Consider the following 18,363-nt stretch of genomic DNA (forward strand, 5'->3'; position numbering starts at 1 on the left):
GCCGGTGCTTAGCTGGCATTGAACTTTGTCCGCGCGGACGATTGAACGTCACCACCGTGCGCGATGTGCACCCAGTTCAGCCGCCGGTAAGGTCCATTGCAGCGGCGTCCCGGTAATTTTCAAGGGCACCTGAAGTCGATGGGCTGGTCCCCAGGGTGTCTGCTCGACCACCAGTCCCTGATCATCGTCGTCCTCGGCTCGCAATGGGGTTGTGTCCCCCGCGCCACGCTCGATCAACAGCTTTGCCGTGCGCGCCAGTGACAAGCGTGCCGAGCCGCCCTGGCCGCTCACCAGCCGTCGGGACAAGAGCACGAGGGCGCTGGCCGCCATCAGGTACCCGGTGCCATGGTCCAGCGCCTGCACCGGCAGCGGAGTCGGTTTGTCGGTCTGTTTCCAGCCCATGCCGGCTTCGGCAATGCCGCTGCTCATCTGCACCAGGCTGTCGAAGCCGCGTCGGTTCTGCCACGGGCCGCTCCAGCCATAGGCGTTGAGGCTGATATCGATCAGCCCAGGGGCCATTTTCCGCCGTTGCTCGGCGCTGTAGCCCAGACGTTCCAGGGCGTCTGCGCGATAGCCGTGCAAGAGAATGTCGGCGTCCTTGAGCAAGGCTTCGAACGCAGCGCGGTCGTTGGGTTGATGCAAGTCGAGACGGGCGCAGCGTTTGCCGAGCGTGACTTCCGGCACCACACCGGGTTCGTTCCACGTCGGTGGGTCAATGCGTAAGACATCGGCCCCCAGGCCGGCCAGGAAGCGGCTGGCAATGGGCCCGGCCAGCACGCGGGTCAGGTCCAGTACCTTGAGGCCGGCCAGCGGCCGGGCCACGGACCCGAGCCAGGGCTTGTGCTGTTCATCGGCGCTTTCACTGAACTGCACCAGCGGCTCGGCATTTACCGCCAGGCCTTGGGGATGCGCCTGCCAAGCCTGCCAGGAACGCATCTGGGCGGCGCAACCGCCGGCGTCGACTATCGCTTGTTCCAGTTCGGCCTTGTTCCAGCGGGCCACTTTGCTCGCCATGTCGGTGCGGTCGATGCACGTGCCGAGGACTTTTTCGGCGGCCTGGCGGTGGTGAGGTGCGTTGGTGTGCAGGCGAATCCAGCCATCGGCGCTGGCGTAGTCGCCGGCCACCGGGTCCCACATGGGCGGCACGCTCCAACCGAGCGGGCGCAGGGTGGTGGAGAACCAGAACGAGGCCAGGCGCCGGTCGACCTCAAGGGGCGGCAAGCGACCGGTTTGCTGGTGAATCAGTTCAGCGGCAGCCTGGCCGGCCACGGCGATACTGGCGCAGGCCAGCTCCGTGACAGCGAACGCCGAGGGCAGGGCACCTTCGCCGGTGAAGGGGATCGGAGTCGTGGGCAAGCTGAGTGTGGCTTGCATGGACGTGAGCAGATCTGTCATCGAAAGCCCTCCAGTACGAGAGGGCGATCATAGTTCAAAAATCGAGTGGGGGCCGCTTAGCGGTCCAGCGGCTGCAAGCTTGCGCCACAAGCGGCCTGCACCTGTTCCGGGCGGGACCAGATCCACAGATTGCCCAGGGCCATGCCCGTGAGCGCCAGGTAAACCGGCCAGCCGTGGTCGAGCATCAGCAGCATCAACCCGGCACAGACCAGCATGCTGACGGTAGCACCGACCTTGGCTCGCCGTGGGATGACTTTGCCGTTGCGCCAGTTGTACAACATTGGCCCGAACAGCCAGTGGCGCTCCAACCAGGCGCTCAGGCGCGGCGAACTGCGGGTCGCGGCCCAGGCGGCCAGGAGAATGAACTCGGTCGTCGGCAGGCCTGGCACGATGAGGGCGACCAGGCCGATGGCCAGGCTGGTGTAGGCGAGCAGGGCGAAGAGCAGTTGGGTGAGTTTCGTAGGCGTGCGGCTCATGTCTTTTGTTCTGCCTGTACTTTCCCCTGTGGGAGCAAACTTGCTCGCGATGACGGAGTGTCAGGCTCCATAATTGTCGGCTGATGTACCGCTGTCGCGAGCAAGCTCGCTCCCACTGGGTCAGTGGTGACCGTTAGGCCAACTCCGCTGCATAGGCGTGCTCTAGCAACACCGTAAACCGGTTGAACGCATCCAGCGCGCCTTTATCTGCTTCGGCTTCCTGCTGTTCGCTGAAGGCCAGGCCGTCGAGGGTGCGGGTGAAGGTTTTCCAGCCTTCGGCGCGACCGCCCGCCGGTTCTGCCAGGTGGCGGGCGCCGAAGGTTTCGCTGAGTCCCAGGCCCACGGCGCGCTTGATCAGGAACGCGGCGCCGAGTTTGGAACCCTCTGAGACGAACAGCCAGCCCAACGCCTGGGCCTTGGTCGGGTTTTTCACCGCACCGGCCACTGGCGCGGGGACTTCGGTGTCCAGGTCTGCCAAATCCGCCTTGGCCGCTTCTGCCCGGCAACGGGCCGGCAGGTCGGGGATCAGGGTGGACAACTCGGCGTCGTTGTACAGCGCCACCAGCTCCGATTGGAACAGGTATTGGGCCACGACGAAGCGGGCGAAGCTGGCCCGGGTTTCGAACGGAGCGTGGGCCTTGACCAGCGCGTCGAGCCTGCTGTGGGGCTCGTGGGTGATCTGGTTCAGGCGTTGGGAGCGTAGAGCGCAAGGCTGAGTATTCATGGGGTATTCCTTAGGATGAAAGCATTGTGGCGATGGGATGGATCCCCTCGCCACAGGTATTTGTGTTGGCTGAGCAGTCGAGTCAGATATCCCAGATCAGGTTGACCGCGAAGTTACGTCCCGGCGCCGTCAGGCGATCGAGGTTGGCGGGGCTCAGCACCGCCGCTTCGCCGACGCTGTCGTAGCCGCGCACGTCATCCCACAGCCAGTACTTCTTGTCGGTGAGGTTGTAGAGGCCGCCGCTGACGGTGATGTCGTCGGTCACCTTGTAGAAGCCGGTCAGGTCGAGAATGCCGAAGCCCGGGGTCTTGAACTGGCTGCTGACGCCGTCCGGCGAGTTGAAATTGCTGTCGTCGACGCGATCCTTTTTCTTCACCAGTGTCCAGCTGAGTAAAGTGCCGTAGTGGTCCTGGTCGTATCCCAGGCCGAACACGCCGGTCAGCGGGTTGACGCTGTTGAGCGGCTCGCCGGTGTCGGCGTTGCGGCCGTAGGCGTAGGCCACCGAACCTTGGGTATACAAGCCTTGAGGCGCGCCAAACAGGTCCAGGTTCAGGCGGCCCCGGACCTCGGCACCCTTGATGGTCGCGTGCTTGATGTTATTGCTCTGGAAGGTCAACTGGTCGGCGCCGGGAGTGATGGCGTCCTCGTTGATGAAATCGCGGTACTTGTTGTAGAACACCGCCACATCGAACGAACCAGAATCGAAACGGCCCTTCAGGCCGGTCTCGTAGCTTTTGCTTTTTTCCGGTTCCAGATCTGGGTTGGGTTCCACGCTATAGCCGGCGCTGGGGTTGTCGAAACGACCGTACAAAGCTTTGGCGGTCGGCGTGCGGAAGCCTTCGGCGTACTGGCCGTACCAGGTGTACTCATCGCTCAGGGCATAGGTCAGGCCGAACTTGGGCGAGACGCGATGCCAGGTCTTGTTCTTGCCGCTGACTGCGCCACCGCCGGTGGGGTCCACGGCGTCGAGGAATTCCTCGGTCAGGTGCGGCTTGAGCCGGGTGTAGTCGTAGCGCAGGCCCGGCGTGAAGGTCCAGCGGTCCCAACTGATCTGGTCCTGGGCGAACAGGCTGTAGGTGTTGATGGTCGGGTCCGGGAAATCACTGACCTTTGCCAGCACGTCTCGGGTGCTGATGGCGCCAACCGCGGAGCAACCTACGCCAACCGCCAGGCACACGCCGTTGCCGCTGCGCGAACCGGTGACTTTCTGTTGCTTGATCGTGGTGCCGTAGGTCAGCGCGTGATCGGTGTCGGCGATGCTGAAGGCCTTGTCCAGTTGCGCGTCGAAGACCCACTGTTTTTCTTCGTAGAGGGTTTCCCGGGTGCGCAGCACCTGGCGGGTGATCGGGAAGTAGAACTCGGCGGTGCTCTGATCGGTCTTGGCGATCTGGTGGTTCAGACTCCACTTCATGTGATCGGCCAGCAGGCTGTCGAGGGCGAAGCTGTGTTCGAGGCCGAAACGCTCGCGGCTGATGGTGTCGTTGCCGGTGCGCCACTGGTACATGCCGCCGGGCAGCACCGAGGTGGGAATGGCCGGCTGGCCGTTGGAGTAGGGGCCGCCATAGGCGCTTTTCAGATCGGTGTCGCGGTCGTCCTTGTATTTCTCGTAGACCAGTCCCAGGCGCGCGTCGTCGTTGTAGTTCCAGCCGAGCTTGGCCAGCACATTGTTGGCGCGTACATCCTCCGGGTTGGCTGCGGTGCGGTCCAGACCGGTGCCGTTGTCGTTGCCGTAGGATTGGGTTTCATGGCCGTCGCGCTGGCTGTAGTGCAACAGGCCGTCGAACTGCCCGCTGCGCCCGGCGACCGTGGCGGACTTGAGCCAGCTTTCGTCGGCGGAACTGTAGCCGGTCTTCAGCCGGGCACCGACGTCCTTGCCCGGCTTGATGATGTCGTCCGGATCCAGGGTGAAATAGCTCACGGCACCGCCGATGGCGTTGCTGCCGTAGAGCACCGAGGCCGGGCCGCGCAAAATCTCGACACGCTTGATGATTTCCGGGTCGACGTAGTTGCGCTGGGTCTTGGCGTAGGGGCCGTTGAAGAAACCACCAGGGATTTCCACGCCGTCGACCTGAGTCAGGATCCGGTTACCGTCGATCCCGCGAATGTTATAGCCGCTGATGCCGCCGCGCTGGCCCGCGCCACCCACCGAAACGCCGGGCTCATAACGCACCAGGTCCTTGAGGGTGTTGACGTTGTTGCGGTCCAGTTCCTGGCGGTCATGGACGGTGACGGTGCTCGGCACGCTGGTGATGGCCTGTTCCTGGCGGGTGGCGCTGATGGTCACCTGCGACAGGTTCAACACCCCGGCAGTGCTGCGCCTTTCCAGGACGATGCTGTTGTTGCCGAGCTTGCGGTAGCCCAACTGAGTTCCTGCCAGCAAGCGCTCCAGGGCTTTCTCGGGTGGCAGCGAGCCGTTCACGCCCGGCGAGGTGACGCCTTCGCCCAGCTCTGCCGGCAGGCCCACCTGCCAACCGGTGATGGCAGTGAACGCGTTCAAGGCCGACACCAGCGGTTGCTGGGCGATGGCAAAGGTGTAGTCGCCGATGTTGCGCGCAGGTGGTTGTTCGGCGGTGGCGGCCAGGGTGGACGGCGCGGTACCGGCCATCAGGATGGCCGCAGTCAGTAACGACAGCGTGCAAGAAGGGGCAAGGAACCGGCGAGTAAGGCGAGAGGACATCGATAGCGCTCCGTGTCGCATCTGTTATAGGTGCAGATTGGCATCTGGAGATGCGAATCAATTGCATTGGCTATAACGAGACGAATCAGCACAGGCTATCGAGTAAAAATAATTCTCATTTAATTCAGGATCATCAGCGCCGGGAATTCCTGAAGGCGCGCCGAGGTGATGTGTGCCAGTGAACGAACCACGTCCAGCGGTTGGTCGAGGCGGTAGTTGCCGGTCACGGCGACGTTGGCCAACTGCTGGTTGTTGTTGATGATCCAGCCCGGGTAGTAGCGCTGCAGTTCGGCCAATACCTGGCTCAGCGGCCTGTTCTTGAACACCAGTCGACCCTGGACCCAGGCCAGGTCCGTGTCGGCATCGAGCTGGACCGGGTGGTCGAAGCCGTTGGGGCCGATGCGGATGCTTTCCCCGGCCGACAGCCGTACGTGGGTGTCGTTGCGGTGGGCCCGCAGGTCGACGTCGCCGCGCTGGACCTGGACCTGGGCCACGCCGTCGAGGTAGCGCACCGCCAAGGTGGTGTCGCTGACGCTGGCGGTGACCGGGCCGGCATCGATCTCCAGCGGCAGGTTGCGATTGCCCGGCACTTCAAAAAGCGCTTCGCCCTTGTACAGCCGGGCCACATGCCGCTGTTCGTTGAACGTGCTGGAAAACGCCGAATCGGTGTTGAGCAGGACCTTGGAACCATCCTCCAATTGCAGGCGCTGGCGTTCACCGACCACGGTCAGGTGATCGGCCTGGAAATGCAAAGGCAGGTCGCTGAAGTTGAACAGGCTCAGCAACAGCACGGCGGCGCTGGCCAGGGGTTTCCAGTGGGCGCGCAGGCGTGACAGTGCCGTGATTGGCGGTTGGGCTTCAAGCTGCCGGGCGCTTGCAATCACCTGTGGGCCGTCCCAGATCGCCTTGGCCCGGGCGAACGCTTCGCCATGGCGCGGGTCGGCCGCCAGCCAGGCCTGGAACTGGTGGGTCTGCTCCTGGCTGGGGTTGTCGAGCAGGATCAGCCAGTCCAGCGCCTGCTCCATGGCATGGGCGGTGTCCTGCGCCGAAGCGGGCTCAGGGGCGCGGTGATTGTCCGTCACGGTGGGTTCTCGATATTGGCGGCGGTAACAAGCTACAAGCCGCAAGCAGTAGGTGGCAAGTCTGTGCGTAGCGTGCGGCGTGAAGCTTATGACTTACCCTCGTGGTTGCGTTCGGCCACACCCACACAGATCGCCATGATCAACCTCAGTTCCTTTTGCACGGTGCTCAATGACACGCCCAGTCGTTCGGCGATGTCCTGGTAACTGTGACCATGCAAGCGGTTGAGGATGAAGATCTGTTGCTGGCGCGGGCTCAGCGTCTGCAGGCTGATGTTCAGCCGTTCGAGCATCTGCTCGGCATGGGCGGCGTCTTCGGTACTGCTCTGGGGGGCGACCACATTCTGGACGACCTCCAGCGGTACGTCGTCCACTAGGGTCCGGGACTGGATACGCCGCGCACGCAAATGATCCAGCGCCAGGTTGCGGGCGGTCTGGAAGACGAAAGGTTCGAGGTGCTCGACCGTGCGTTCACCCAGTGCGCGGGTGACGCGCAGGTAGGTTTCCTGGAGCAGGTCTTCAGCGGTGCTGGGGTTGTTGACCATTCGCTCGAGGGTGCGCAGCAGCGGCAGGCGCTGCGCGAGGAAGACGTGATGGAAGCGCGATTGACTCACGGTTGGGCCCGATCCGGTGTGAGTAGATGATAATTATTGTCATCTTGCTCGATGGTCAAGCCTTCATTCATTTCACGAGCGTAAACCCTGTGGGAGCGCGCTTGCTCGCGATAGCGGTGGACTGGTCAACGATGATGCAGCCTGACCGGACGCTATCGCGAGCAAGCTCGCTCCCACAAAAAAGCTCAATTGATCTGCGGGTTACTCGGCGTTACACAACGCCAGGCAGTTATCGAGCATGCGGTTGGAGAAGCCCCATTCGTTGTCATACCAGGCCAGTACCTTGAGCAGCTTGCCGCTGGCCTTGGTGTGGTTGGCGTCGAAGATCGACGACAGCGGGTTGTGGTTGAAATCACTGGAGACCAGCGGCAGGGTGTTGTAGCCGAGGATCTTCGAGTGCTGGCTGGCCTGGCGCAGCAGTTCGTTGACTTCTTCGGCCGACGCTTCGCGCTTGAGCTGCACAGTGAGGTCAACCAGGGACACGTTGATCACCGGTACACGTACGGCCATGCCGGTCAGCTTGCCCGCCAGTTCCGGCAGCACCAGGCCCACCGCCTCGGCGGCGCCGGTCTTGCTCGGGATCATGTTCTGGGTGGCCGAACGTGCGCGGTACGGGTCGGTGTGGTAGACGTCGGTCAGGTTCTGGTCATTGGTGTAGGCGTGGATGGTGGTCATCAAGCCACTTTCGATGCCCAGCTCGCGGTGCAGCACCTGGGCCACCGGGGCTAGGCAGTTGGTGGTGCACGAGGCGTTGGAAATGATCTGGTGGGACTGGCGCAGGATGTCGTGGTTCACGCCATACACCACGGTGGCATCGGCACCCTTGGCCGGGGCCGAAATGATCACCTTGCGCGCGCCGGCGCTGATATGGGCCGCAGCCTTGGAGCGGTCGGTGAACAGGCCGGTGCATTCGAACACGACGTCGATTTTTTCAGCGGCCCAAGGCAGTTCGGCCGGGTTGCGGATGGCACTGACCGAGATGCGGTCGCCATTGACCGTCAGGCTCTCGTGGTCATGCTGTACCTCGGCATCGAAGGTGCCGTGGACGGTGTCGAACTTGAGCAGATGAGCATTGATTGCACTGTCGCCCAGGTCATTGATGGCGACGATCTGCAGGTCGCGACGATAGCCTTGGGTATACAGTGCTCGGAGGACGTTGCGGCCGATGCGGCCAAAACCATTGATTGCGATTCGAAGAGTCATTAACTGCGCCGCCGTCGATTTGTTGTTGGAATTACAAGATTATTCGCATAAAAATAGAAAACAAGCCTTTTTAGTGGCAATATTTTGTTTTATCTACAACGAGTGACCTGAATCAACTGGTCCGAGTGGTCAAGAAACCGTCTGTCGCCCAACGCACATCGGGCTTTTGACCAGCATAGACAATCAGGTCGCCACACCCGTTAGCCTGGAGTTCTACACATGCATCCCCGCGTTCTTGAGGTCACCGAACGGCTTATCGCCCGCAGCCGCGCCACGCGTGAGGCTTACCTTGCATTGATTCGCGGTGCGGCCAGCGACGGCCCGATGCGCGGTAAGCTGCAGTGCGCCAACTTCGCCCACGGCGTGGCCGGTTGCGGCACCGAAGACAAACATCACCTGCGGATGATGAACGCCGCCAACATCGCCATTGTCTCGTCCTATAACGACATGCTCTCGGCCCACCAGCCCTACGAAACCTTCCCCGAACAGATCAAGAAAGCCCTGCGCGAGATCGGCTCGGTCGGCCAGTTCGCCGGAGGCACGCCGGCCATGTGCGACGGCGTCACCCAGGGCGAGGCGGGGATGGAACTGAGTTTGCCGAGCCGTGAGGTGATCGCGTTGTCCACGGCAGTGGCGTTGTCCCACAACATGTTCGATGGCGCGCTGATGCTCGGTATCTGCGACAAGATCGTGCCGGGCCTGATGATGGGCGCGCTGCGCTTCGGTCACTTGCCTACGATCTTCGTGCCCGGTGGGCCGATGGTCTCGGGTATCTCCAACAAGCAGAAAGCCGACGTGCGCCAGCGCTATGCCGAAGGCAAGGCGACCCGCGAGGAGCTGCTGGAGTCGGAGATGAAGTCCTACCACAGCCCGGGCACCTGCACGTTCTATGGCACCGCCAACACCAACCAGTTGCTGATGGAAGTGATGGGCCTGCACTTGCCGGGCGCCTCGTTCGTCAACCCGAACACCCCGCTGCGCGACGCCCTGACCCGTGAGGCGGCGTTCCAGGTCACGCGCCTGACCAAGCAGAGCGGCAATTTCATGCCCATCGGTGAGATCGTCGACGAACGGTCGCTGGTCAACTCCATCGTCGCACTGCATGCCACCGGCGGCTCCACCAATCACACGCTGCACATGCCGGCCATCGCCATGGCGGCAGGCATCCAGTTGACCTGGCAGGACATGGCCGACCTTTCCGAGGTGGTGCCGACCTTGAGTCACGTCTACCCGAACGGCAAAGCCGACATCAACCACTTCCAGGCAGCCGGCGGTATGTCGTTCCTGATCCGCGAACTGCTGGAAGCCGGTTTGCTCCACGAAAACGTCAACACTGTGCTCGGTCACGGCCTGAGCCGCTACACCCAGGAACCGTTCCTGGAGGATGGCGAGCTGGTGTGGCGCGACGGCCCGATCGAAAGCCTCGACGAAAACATCCTGCGTCCAGTGGCCCGCGCGTTCTCCTCCGAAGGTGGCCTGCGAGTGATGGAAGGTAACCTGGGGCGCGGGGTGATGAAGGTTTCCGCCGTGGCCCTGGAAAACCAGATCGTCGAAGCGCCGGCGATGGTGTTCCAGGATCAGCAGGACCTGGCCGATGCATTCAAGGCCGGCCTGCTGGAGAAGGATTTTGTCGCGGTGATGCGCTTCCAGGGGCCGCGTTCCAACGGCATGCCCGAGCTGCACAAGATGACGCCGTTCCTCGGCGTATTGCAGGACCGTGGCTTCAAAGTGGCACTGGTGACCGATGGGCGCATGTCCGGCGCATCGGGGAAAATCCCGGCGGCTATTCACGTCAGCCCCGAAGCTTATGTCGGCGGTGCGTTGGCCCGGGTGCAGGAGGGCGATATCATCCGCGTCGATGGCGTCAAAGGCACCTTGGAGTTGAAGGTGGACGCCGAAGAGTTCGCCGCGCGCACACCTGCCAAGGGCCTGTTGGGCAACAACATTGGCACCGGTCGTGAGCTGTTCGGTTTCATGCGCATGGCCTTCAGCTCGGCAGAGCAGGGCGCCAGCGCCTTCACTTCTGCCCTGGAGACGCTTAATTGAAACTGGCTTTGGTCGGTGATATCGGTGGGACCAACGCACGTTTCGCGTTGTGGAAGAACCACAACCTGGAAAACATCCAGGTGCTGGCTACGGCGGATTACGCCTGCCCCGAAGACGCCATCAAGGTGTATCTGAGCGGCTTGGGCATGAAACCGGGCGCCATTGGTTCGGTGTGCCTGTCGGTGGCAGGCCCGGTGAGCGGCGATGAGTTTCGTTTCACCAACAATCACTGGCGCCTGAGCAACCTGGCGTTCTGCGAGACCCTGCAGGTGGAGAAGCTGCTGCTGGTCAATGACTTCTCGGCCATGGCCCTGGGCATGACGTGTTTGCGTCCCGATGAATACCGGGTCGTCTGCGAAGGCACTCCGGAGCCAATGCGCCCGGCGGTGGTGATCGGCCCGGGCACCGGGTTGGGCGTCGGTACGTTGCTGGACCTGGGTGAGGGCCGTTTCGCGGCGTTGCCGGGGGAGGGCGGCCATGTCGACCTGCCCATGAGCAGCCCACGGGAAACCCAGCTCTGGCAGCACATCTACAACGAAATCGGCCACGTCAGTGCCGAAACCGCCCTGAGCGGCAGCGGTTTGCCGCGGGTGTACCGGGCCATCTGCGCGGTGGACGGCCATGTGCCGGTACTCGATACCCCGGAATCCATCACCGCAGCTGGCCTTGCCGGCGACCCCATCGCTTTGGAAGTGCTTGAGCAGTTCTGCTGTTGGCTGGGGCGCGTGGCCGGCAACAATGTGCTGACGCTGGGTGGCCGCGGCGGTGTCTACATCGTCGGCGGGGTGGTTCCGCGGTTCGCCGATTTTTTCCTGGAAAGTGGCTTCGCCCGCTGCTTCGCCGACAAGGGCTGCATGAGCGGTTACTTCAAGGGCATTCCGGTCTGGCTGGTGACCGCGCCATACTCCGGCCTGATGGGCGCGGGTGTGGCGTTGGAGCAATCGACTCCAGTTTGAAATGTGATCCCCTGTGGGAGCGAGCTTGCTCGCGATGACGGAGTGTCAGTCGCCATTGATGTTGACTGATACACCGCTATCGCGAGCACGCTCGCTCCCACAGGTTTTTTGTCGTGTGTTTGTAGTCCTCATCCATCAGGCATAATCGCCCCAATCCAAACAACAAGGACGAGGCCCGTGAGTTCAGTGAACAAATCGATTTTGTTGGTCGACGATGACCAGGAGATTCGCGAACTGCTGGACACTTACCTCAGCCGTGCGGGTTTCCAGGTGCGCACCACGCCCGATGGCGCCGGCTTTCGCCAGGCCCTGAACGAGGCGCCGAGCGACCTGGTGATCCTCGACGTGATGCTGCCGGACGAGGACGGTTTCAGCCTTTGTCGCTGGGTTCGCCAGCACCCCCGCCAGGCCCATGTGCCGATCATCATGCTCACTGCCAGTTCCGACGAGGCCGACCGGGTCATCGGCCTTGAATTGGGCGCCGATGATTACCTGGGCAAGCCCTTCAGTCCCCGCGAGTTGCAGGCGCGCATCAAGGCTCTGCTGCGCCGGGCGCAGTTCGGTCAGGAGCGCTCCGGCGGCGAGGTGTTGGCCTTCGACGAGTGGCGACTGGACATGGTCAGCCATCGGCTGTTCCACACCGACGGCGAAGAGGTGATTCTCTCCGGTGCCGATTTCGCTCTGCTCAAGCTGTTTCTCGACCATCCCCAGGAAATCCTCGACCGCGACACCATCGGCAATGCGACCCGTGGTCGTGATCTGATGCCCCTGGATCGGATCGTCGACATGGCGGTCAGTCGCCTGCGCCAGCGCCTGCGCGACACTGACAAGCCACCGCGGCTGATCCGAACGGTGCGCGGCAGTGGCTATCAACTGGCGGCCAGTGTGGTTGCCAGCAATGGTCATTGACTGGATCAAGAAAGTCGCTCGGCGGGTGCCAGTGCCGCGTTCGCTGCTGGGACGGATGCTGTTGCTGACCTTGCTGGTGGTGCTCTTTGCCCAGACCCTGTCCAGCCTGATCTGGGTCTCGCAACTGCGCGCCACCCAGCTCGAAGGCCTGGTCACCAGCGCCCGCAGCCTGGCCCACTCGATGACTGCCAGCGTCAGTTATTTGCGTTCGCTGCCGGTGGCTTACCGGCCATTGGTGCTGGATCAACTACGCAGCATGGGCGGTACGCGGTTTGTCGTGACGCTCAACGATAAGCCCCTGGGCATGGACGTGCTGCCGATCACGCCGCGCAAGCTGGCGGTGCTCAAGGCGGTGGACGATGTGCTGCGCCGGTCCCTGGGCAACAACGCCGATATCTCCGTCAATTTTGTCAGCCCCGACGACCTGCGGATTTTCAACGCCGGGCTCAAGCTCGATGAACTGCCGCGTTCGTGGGCCCACTATGCCTTGACCCTGGAACCGGTGAATCCGCCGGTGCTGGTCACACAGATTCAGATGGCGCCGGGCGAATGGCTGTACATCGCCTCGTTGCTGCCCGAGCCCTACACCAGCCTCGAAGAGCAAGACCTGCCCAAGCAACAGGTCGGTTTCATCGTGCTCACCAGTAGCCTGTTGTTGCTGTTCATCGGTTTGCTGGTGCACTGGCAGAGCCGGCCTCTCAAGCGTTTGGCCCGGGCGGCGCGGGACATGTCCCTGGGTGCCGAAGTGGAACCGGTGGCCGAGGGTGGCGGCAGCGAAGTGGTGGAGGTGGGCCGGGCGTTCAATGCCATGCGTGAGCGTATCAGCCGCTACCTGACCGAACGCAGCCAATTGTTCAGCGCGATTTCCCACGACTTGCGCACACCGATCACTCGGCTGCGCTTGCGGGTCGAACTGCTGGAGGACGAAAACCTGCAAGCCAAGTTCGGTCGCGACCTGGACGAACTGGAGTTGTTGGTCAAAGGCGCGTTGCAATGCGTCAAGGACACTGACATTCACGAAAACATCGAGCCAGTGGATCTCAATCATGTGCTCGATTGCCTGGTCGAACCCTACCTGGCGCCCAACGGCAACGGTCGGGTGACCCAGGATGGCCGGGCGCTGGCACCGTATCCCGGCAAACCGCTGGCTCTCAAGCGCTGCATCGGCAACCTGATCGACAACGCCTTGAAGTATGGGCAAAACGCCCACCTGCACATCGACGACGATGAAACCGCGTTCATCCTGCATGTCGATGACGAAGGGCCGGGTGTGCCGGAACAGCGCCTGGAACAAGTCTTCGAACCGCACTTCCGCCTGGCCGGGCAACAGCAGGGCTATGGCCTGGGCCTGGGCATCGCCCGCAACATTGCCCACAGCCATGGGGGGGAGGTGAGCCTGCAGAACCTGCGTGAGGGTGGGTTGCGGGTGACGTTGCAGTTGCCTCGCAGTGTGGATTAGCCGGACCCGCGTTATCGTTCATCGCGAGCAAACTCGCTCCCACAGGGGGCGGTGGCGGACACAAAAGTTGTGTACGCCCTGACGCTCAATGTGGGAGCGAGCCTGCTCGCGATGACGCCATCAGTCGCAACATATCTCTCAAGTGAATGTCACAACTCGGTGACATAACTCGTCCCTTTCGTTACCTGCCCCTCGCCATCCCTTGTTTAGACTCCCTGCGTCAAAACAACAAAAAAGGTAAGCCCGATGGACACCTTTCAACCGGCCTTCAGCAGTTGGCTGAACGCTCCTGCCCACCAGCAGTGGCTCGCCGCCGAAGGCTTGCGCCTGCTGGCGTTCGCCAAGGCATCGAAGCTGCCGGATGGCTTTGGCAACCTGGACGAGCATGGTCACCTGCCGGCCGCTGCCCGGGCCGAAACCATGAACACCGCGCGCATGACCCATAGCTTCGCCATGGCCCACATCCAGGGCTTGCCGGGGTTCGCCGAGCTGGTGGACCACGGTATCCAGGCCCTCAACGGCCCCCTGCGGGACGCCGAGTACGGTGGCTGGTTTGCCACCACGCGGCCCGATGAGGACGGCGCCGACAAGGCTGCCTACCTGCATGCGTTCGTTGCCCTGGCCGCGAGTTCCGCGGTGGTGGCCCAGCGTCCTGGCGCCCAGGCGTTGCTGGACGAAGCGGTGCGGATCATCGACACGCATTTCTGGAGCGAAGAAGAGGGCGCCCTGCGCGAGTCCTTCAACCGCGACTGGAGCGTCGAAGAGGCCTACCGCGGCGCCAACAGCAACATGCACGCCACCGAAGCCTTCCTGGCCCTGGCCGATGCCACCGACGATCCTCGCTGGCTGGCCCGCGCCCTGCACATCGTCGAGCGCGTGATCCACGGCCATGCCGCCGCCAACGACTACCTGGTGGTGGAGCATTTCGACCGCCAGTGGCAGCCGTTGCGTGAGTACAACCACGACAATCCCGCCGACGGTTTTCGCCCCTACGGCACCACCCCCGGCCATGGTTTCGAATGGGCGCGCCTGCTGCTGCATCTCGAAGCGGCGCGGGTGCAGATCGGCATGTTGACCCCTGGCTGGCTGGCCCAGGATGCACAAAAACTCTTTGACCAGAACTGTCGCCATGGCTGGGACGTCGATGGCGCGCCCGGTATTGTCTACACCCTGGACTGGGACAACCGCGCCGTGGTTCGCCATCGCCTGCATTGGGTCCACGCTGAAGCGGCGGCGGCTGCCAGCGCCCTGCTCAAGCGCACCGACGAGGCGAAGTACGAAGCCTGGTACCGGCGCTTCTGGGAGTTCTGTGACAAACACTTCATCGACCGCTGCAACGGCAGCTGGCATCACGAACTCGACCCGCAAAACCGCCCCAGCGCCGACATCTGGCCGGGCAAGCCGGACCTGTATCACGCCTGGCAGGCAGTGCTGATTCCGCGCTTGCCACTGGCACCGAGCATGGCCACGGCCCTGGCGAAACTTTCCAGTCCGGCGCCTGTGTAACCATGTCGTGACATTTACGCGTCCCTTCGTTACCTGCGAAGGGATTTCCCCTGTTTAGAATCCATGCAGCGCAAGCACCAGACTTGCATGCATAACAACAAGAAAGGTACTTCTAGATGAATGCGATTTCTCGCCTCGCTACTGTCATTTCTCTTGCTTCCCTGCTTCCCGTCGCAGCATTCCCTGTCAGCGCTCTTGCCGCCGAATCCAAAGGTTCCGTGGAAGTCGTCCACTGGTGGACGTCGGGTGGCGAAAAAGCCGCGGTCGATGTGCTCAAGGCCCAGGTAGAGAAAGACGGCTTTACCTGGAAGGACGGCGCTGTCGCCGGTGGTGGCGGTTCCACTGCCATGACCGTGCTCAAGAGCCGTGCCGTGGCCGGCAACCCACCGGGTGTCGCCCAGATCAAGGGGCCGGACATCCAGGAATGGGCGTCCACCGGGCTGCTCGACACCGATGTCTTGAAAGACGTTGCCAAAGCTGAGAAGTGGGACAGCCTGCTCGATAAGAAAGTCTCCGATACCGTGAAGTACGAAGGTGACTACGTTGCCGTGCCGGTGAACATTCACCGCGTCAACTGGCTGTGGATCAACCCGGAAGTCTTCAAGAAAGCCGGCATCGAAAAAGCCCCGACCACCCTCGAAGAATTCTACGCCGCCGGCGACAAACTCAAGGCCGCGGGCTTCATTGCGCTCGCCCACGGTGGCCAGCCATGGCAGGACAGCACTGTGTTCGAAGCCGTGGTGCTCTCGGTCATGGGCGCTGATGGCTACAAAAAGGCTCTGGTCGATCTCGACAACAAGGCCCTGACCGGTCCGGAAATGGTCAAGGCGCTGACCGAGCTGAAGAAAGTCGCGACCTATATGGACGCCGACGGCAAGGGCCAGGACTGGAACCTGGAAGCGGCCAAGGTCATCAACGGCAAGGCCGGCATGCAGATCATGGGTGACTGGGCCAAGAGCGAGTGGACTGCCGCGAAGAAAGTCGCCGGCAAGGACTACCAGTGCGTAGCTTTCCCGGGCACTGACAAGGCCTTTACCTACAACATCGACTCCCTGGCGGTGTTCAAGCAGAAGGACAAAGGCACAGCCGCTGGCCAGCAGGATATCGCCAAGGTCGTGCTGGGCGAGAACTTCCAGAAGGTCTTCAGCATCAACAAGGGCTCGATCCCGGTGCGCAACGACATGCTCGGCGACATGGCCAAGTATGGCTTCGATTCCTGCGCCCAGACCGCCGCCAAGGACTTCCTGGCGGACGCCAAGACCGGCGGCCTGCAACCGAGCATGGCGCACAACATGGCGACCACGCTGGCGGTACAGGGTGCGTTCTTTGACGTGGTGACCAACTACATCAACGACCCGAAAGCCGATCCTGCCGATGCTGCCAAGAAACTTGGCGCAGCGGTGCAGTCAGCCAAGTAATTAGCACCGTGGTCCCTTGTGTGGGAGCGCATTCGCTCGCGATGGCGGAGTGTCAGGCAGCAGTTGAGTCACTGGCATACCGTCATCGCGAGCAAGCTCGCTCCCACAAGGGAATGCCCTTGTAATCATTACCCTTTGTACTGGATCTTCCCATGAGTTCTGTTGCTGTGTTCAGCAAGGCCTCGCCGTTCGATGCATTGCAGCGCTGGCTACCAAAACTGGTGCTGGCGCCGAGCATGTTCATCGTACTGGTGGGCTTCTACGGCTATATCTTGTGGACGTTCGTCCTGTCGTTCACCACCTCGACCTTTTTGCCGACCTACAAGTGGGCAGGTCTGGCGCAATACGCGCGACTGATGGAGAACGACCGTTGGTGGGTGGCGAGCAAGAACCTGGCGCTCTTTGGCGGCATGTTCATCGGCATCACCCTGGTGATCGGCGTGCTGCTGGCGGTGTTTCTTGACCAGCGTATTCGTCGTGAAGGTTTTATCCGCACCATTTACCTGTACCCGATGGCGCTTTCGATGATCGTCACCGGTACGGCCTGGAAATGGTTGCTCAACCCGGGCATGGGCCTGGACAAATTACTGCGTGACTGGGGCTGGGAAGGCTTCCGTCTGGACTGGCTGATCGACCCGGATCGTGTGGTGTATTGCCTGGTGATCGCGGCAGTGTGGCAGGCCTCGGGTTTCATCATGGCGATGTTCCTGGCTGGCCTGCGCGGGGTTGATCAATCGATCATCCGTGCCGCGCAGATCGATGGCGCGAGCATGCCGCGCATCTACTGGAAAGTGGTGCTGCCGAGCCTGCGTCCGGTGTTCTTCAGTGCCGTGATGATCCTGGCTCACATCGCGATCAAGAGTTTCGACCTGGTGGCGGCGATGACGGCCGGCGGCCCGGGCTATTCCTCCGACCTGCCAGCCATGTTCATGTATTCCTTCACCTTCAGTCGTGGCCAGATGGGCATGGGCTCGGCCAGTGCGATTCTGATGCTCGGTGCGATTCTCGCAATCATCGTGCCTTACCTGTACTCCGAGCTGAGGACCAAGCGTCATGACTAGTCTCGCTGCCAAACCTTCCATCAGCCTGAGTCGAATCGCGATCTACGCGGTCCTGATCCTCGCTGTATTGCTGTACCTGGTGCCGTTGGTGGTCATGTTGTTGACCAGCTTCAAGACACCGGAAGACATCAACACCGGCAACCTGCTGAGCTGGCCGACCGTGGTCAGCGGCATCGGCTGGGTCAAGGCCTGGGCTACGGTCGACGGCTACTTCTGGAACTCGATCAAGATCACCGTGCCAGCGGTCGTGATCTCTACCGCTATCGGTGCGTTGAACGGCTACGTGTTGTCGATGTGGCGCTTCCGCGGTTCGCAATTGTTCTTCGGGCTGTTGCTGTTCGGTTGCTTCCTGCCGTTCCAGACCGTCCTGCTGCCGGCTTCGTTCACCCTCGGCAAGATGGGCCTGGCCAGTACCACCACCGGCCTGGTGTTCGTGCACGTGGTCTATGGCCTGGCGTTCACTACGCTGTTCTTCCGTAACTACTACGTCAGCATTCCCGATGCGCTGGTCAAGGCTGCGCGGCTGGACGGTGCGGGTTTCTTCACCATCTTCCGGCGGATCATCCTGCCGATGTCCACCCCGATCATCATGGTTTGCCTGATCTGGCAGTTCACGCAGATCTGGAACGACTTCCTGTTCGGCGTGGTGTTCTCCAGCGGTGATTCGCAGCCCATCACGGTGGCGCTGAACAACTTGGTCAACACCAGTACCGGGGCCAAGGAATACAACGTTGATATGGCGGCGGCGATGATCGCCGGGCTGCCGACCCTGCTGGTCTATGTGGTCGCAGGCAAGTATTTCGTGCGCGGCCTCACGGCCGGCGCAGTCAAGGGGTAATC

At 62.2% G+C, this 18,363-nt stretch carries 15 protein-coding genes; 8 read left to right on the plus strand and 7 right to left on the minus strand.

Annotated elements, in window-relative coordinates; all coding sequences use genetic code 11:
- Nucleotides 1–48 precede the first annotated feature (48 nt).
- The 7 genes from J9870_RS06430 to gap all read right to left on the minus strand — a co-directional run bounded on the left by J9870_RS06430 (nt 49) and on the right by gap (nt 8,168).
- Nucleotides 49–1,395 carry a CoA transferase gene (locus J9870_RS06430; RefSeq protein ID WP_210643168.1) on the minus strand — a complete coding sequence of 449 codons (1,347 nt, stop codon included), beginning with the start codon at nt 1,393–1,395 and terminating at the stop codon, nt 49–51.
- Between the two features lie 56 nt (nt 1,396–1,451).
- A complete protein-coding gene (locus J9870_RS06435; protein WP_210643169.1) occupies nt 1,452–1,871 on the minus strand; it encodes a YbaN family protein in 420 nt (139 codons plus the stop codon).
- 133 nt (nt 1,872–2,004) lie between these two features.
- The gene (locus J9870_RS06440) at nt 2,005–2,595 is read right to left on the minus strand and encodes a biliverdin-producing heme oxygenase (protein WP_210643170.1); all 591 of its coding nucleotides are present in this window, start codon (nt 2,593–2,595) and stop codon (nt 2,005–2,007) included.
- 82 nt (nt 2,596–2,677) lie between these two features.
- Entirely contained in the window at nt 2,678–5,272 is a 2,595-nt protein-coding gene (locus J9870_RS06445) for a TonB-dependent receptor (RefSeq protein ID WP_210643171.1), read from the minus strand.
- Between the two features lie 119 nt (nt 5,273–5,391).
- Nucleotides 5,392–6,354 (minus strand): FecR domain-containing protein, encoded by a 963-nt coding sequence (locus tag J9870_RS06450; protein ID WP_210643172.1) that lies wholly within the window; start codon nt 6,352–6,354, stop codon nt 5,392–5,394.
- 86 nt (nt 6,355–6,440) lie between these two features.
- Nucleotides 6,441–6,965, minus strand: a complete 525-nt coding sequence (locus J9870_RS06455) for an RNA polymerase sigma factor (RefSeq protein WP_210643173.1) — start codon at nt 6,963–6,965, stop codon at nt 6,441–6,443.
- A gap of 201 nt (nt 6,966–7,166) precedes the next feature.
- Nucleotides 7,167–8,168 (minus strand): type I glyceraldehyde-3-phosphate dehydrogenase, encoded by a 1,002-nt coding sequence (gene gap / locus J9870_RS06460; protein WP_210643174.1) that lies wholly within the window; start codon nt 8,166–8,168, stop codon nt 7,167–7,169.
- Nucleotides 8,169–8,387: 219 nt separating this feature from the next.
- On the opposite strand from gap, the gene edd reads away from it, so the two are divergent.
- The 8 genes from edd to J9870_RS06500 all read left to right on the plus strand — a co-directional run bounded on the left by edd (nt 8,388) and on the right by J9870_RS06500 (nt 18,361).
- Nucleotides 8,388–10,214: a phosphogluconate dehydratase gene (gene edd, locus J9870_RS06465; RefSeq protein WP_210643175.1), complete on the plus strand. Its 1,827-nt coding sequence runs from the start codon at nt 8,388–8,390 to the stop codon at nt 10,212–10,214.
- Nucleotides 10,211–11,170 (plus strand): glucokinase, encoded by a 960-nt coding sequence (locus tag J9870_RS06470; RefSeq protein WP_210643176.1) that lies wholly within the window; start codon nt 10,211–10,213, stop codon nt 11,168–11,170. The genes edd and J9870_RS06470 overlap by 4 nt, the downstream gene beginning before the upstream one ends.
- Before the next feature lie 177 nt (nt 11,171–11,347).
- Entirely contained in the window at nt 11,348–12,079 is a 732-nt protein-coding gene (locus tag J9870_RS06475) for a response regulator transcription factor (protein ID WP_135844055.1), read from the plus strand.
- Nucleotides 12,069–13,538: an ATP-binding protein gene (locus tag J9870_RS06480; RefSeq protein WP_210643177.1), complete on the plus strand. Its 1,470-nt coding sequence runs from the start codon at nt 12,069–12,071 to the stop codon at nt 13,536–13,538. Before J9870_RS06475 ends, J9870_RS06480 begins: the two co-directional genes overlap by 11 nt.
- A 246-nt stretch (nt 13,539–13,784) precedes the next feature.
- Nucleotides 13,785–15,044 carry an AGE family epimerase/isomerase gene (locus J9870_RS06485; protein ID WP_210643178.1) on the plus strand — a complete coding sequence of 420 codons (1,260 nt, stop codon included), beginning with the start codon at nt 13,785–13,787 and terminating at the stop codon, nt 15,042–15,044.
- Between the two features lie 116 nt (nt 15,045–15,160).
- Nucleotides 15,161–16,462 carry an ABC transporter substrate-binding protein gene (locus tag J9870_RS06490; RefSeq protein ID WP_210643179.1) on the plus strand — a complete coding sequence of 434 codons (1,302 nt, stop codon included), beginning with the start codon at nt 15,161–15,163 and terminating at the stop codon, nt 16,460–16,462.
- A 152-nt stretch (nt 16,463–16,614) separates the two neighbouring features.
- Nucleotides 16,615–17,523, plus strand: a complete 909-nt coding sequence (locus J9870_RS06495) for a sugar ABC transporter permease (RefSeq protein WP_210643180.1) — start codon at nt 16,615–16,617, stop codon at nt 17,521–17,523.
- Nucleotides 17,516–18,361: a carbohydrate ABC transporter permease gene (locus J9870_RS06500; protein WP_210643181.1), complete on the plus strand. Its 846-nt coding sequence runs from the start codon at nt 17,516–17,518 to the stop codon at nt 18,359–18,361. The genes J9870_RS06495 and J9870_RS06500 overlap by 8 nt, the downstream gene beginning before the upstream one ends.
- The last annotated feature ends 2 nt before the right edge of the window (nt 18,362–18,363 follow it).

This window comes from Pseudomonas sp. Tri1 (genome assembly GCF_017968885.1).
GTDB lineage: Bacteria > Pseudomonadota > Gammaproteobacteria > Pseudomonadales > Pseudomonadaceae > Aquipseudomonas.

Coding starts and splice junctions, on each gene's coding strand:
- J9870_RS06430 (WP_210643168.1), bottom strand. CDS start 1,395: ATGACAGATCTGCTCACGTCCATGCAAGCCACACTCAGCTTGCCCACG.
- J9870_RS06435 (WP_210643169.1), bottom strand. CDS start 1,871: ATGAGCCGCACGCCTACGAAACTCACCCAACTGCTCTTCGCCCTGCTC.
- J9870_RS06440 (WP_210643170.1), bottom strand. CDS start 2,595: ATGAATACTCAGCCTTGCGCTCTACGCTCCCAACGCCTGAACCAGATC.
- J9870_RS06445 (WP_210643171.1), bottom strand. CDS start 5,272: ATGTCCTCTCGCCTTACTCGCCGGTTCCTTGCCCCTTCTTGCACGCTG.
- gap (WP_210643174.1), bottom strand. CDS start 8,168: ATGACTCTTCGAATCGCAATCAATGGTTTTGGCCGCATCGGCCGCAAC.
- edd (WP_210643175.1), top strand. CDS start 8,388: ATGCATCCCCGCGTTCTTGAGGTCACCGAACGGCTTATCGCCCGCAGC.
- J9870_RS06480 (WP_210643177.1), top strand. CDS start 12,069: ATGGTCATTGACTGGATCAAGAAAGTCGCTCGGCGGGTGCCAGTGCCG.
- J9870_RS06485 (WP_210643178.1), top strand. CDS start 13,785: ATGGACACCTTTCAACCGGCCTTCAGCAGTTGGCTGAACGCTCCTGCC.
- J9870_RS06490 (WP_210643179.1), top strand. CDS start 15,161: ATGAATGCGATTTCTCGCCTCGCTACTGTCATTTCTCTTGCTTCCCTG.
- J9870_RS06495 (WP_210643180.1), top strand. CDS start 16,615: ATGAGTTCTGTTGCTGTGTTCAGCAAGGCCTCGCCGTTCGATGCATTG.
- J9870_RS06500 (WP_210643181.1), top strand. CDS start 17,516: ATGACTAGTCTCGCTGCCAAACCTTCCATCAGCCTGAGTCGAATCGCG.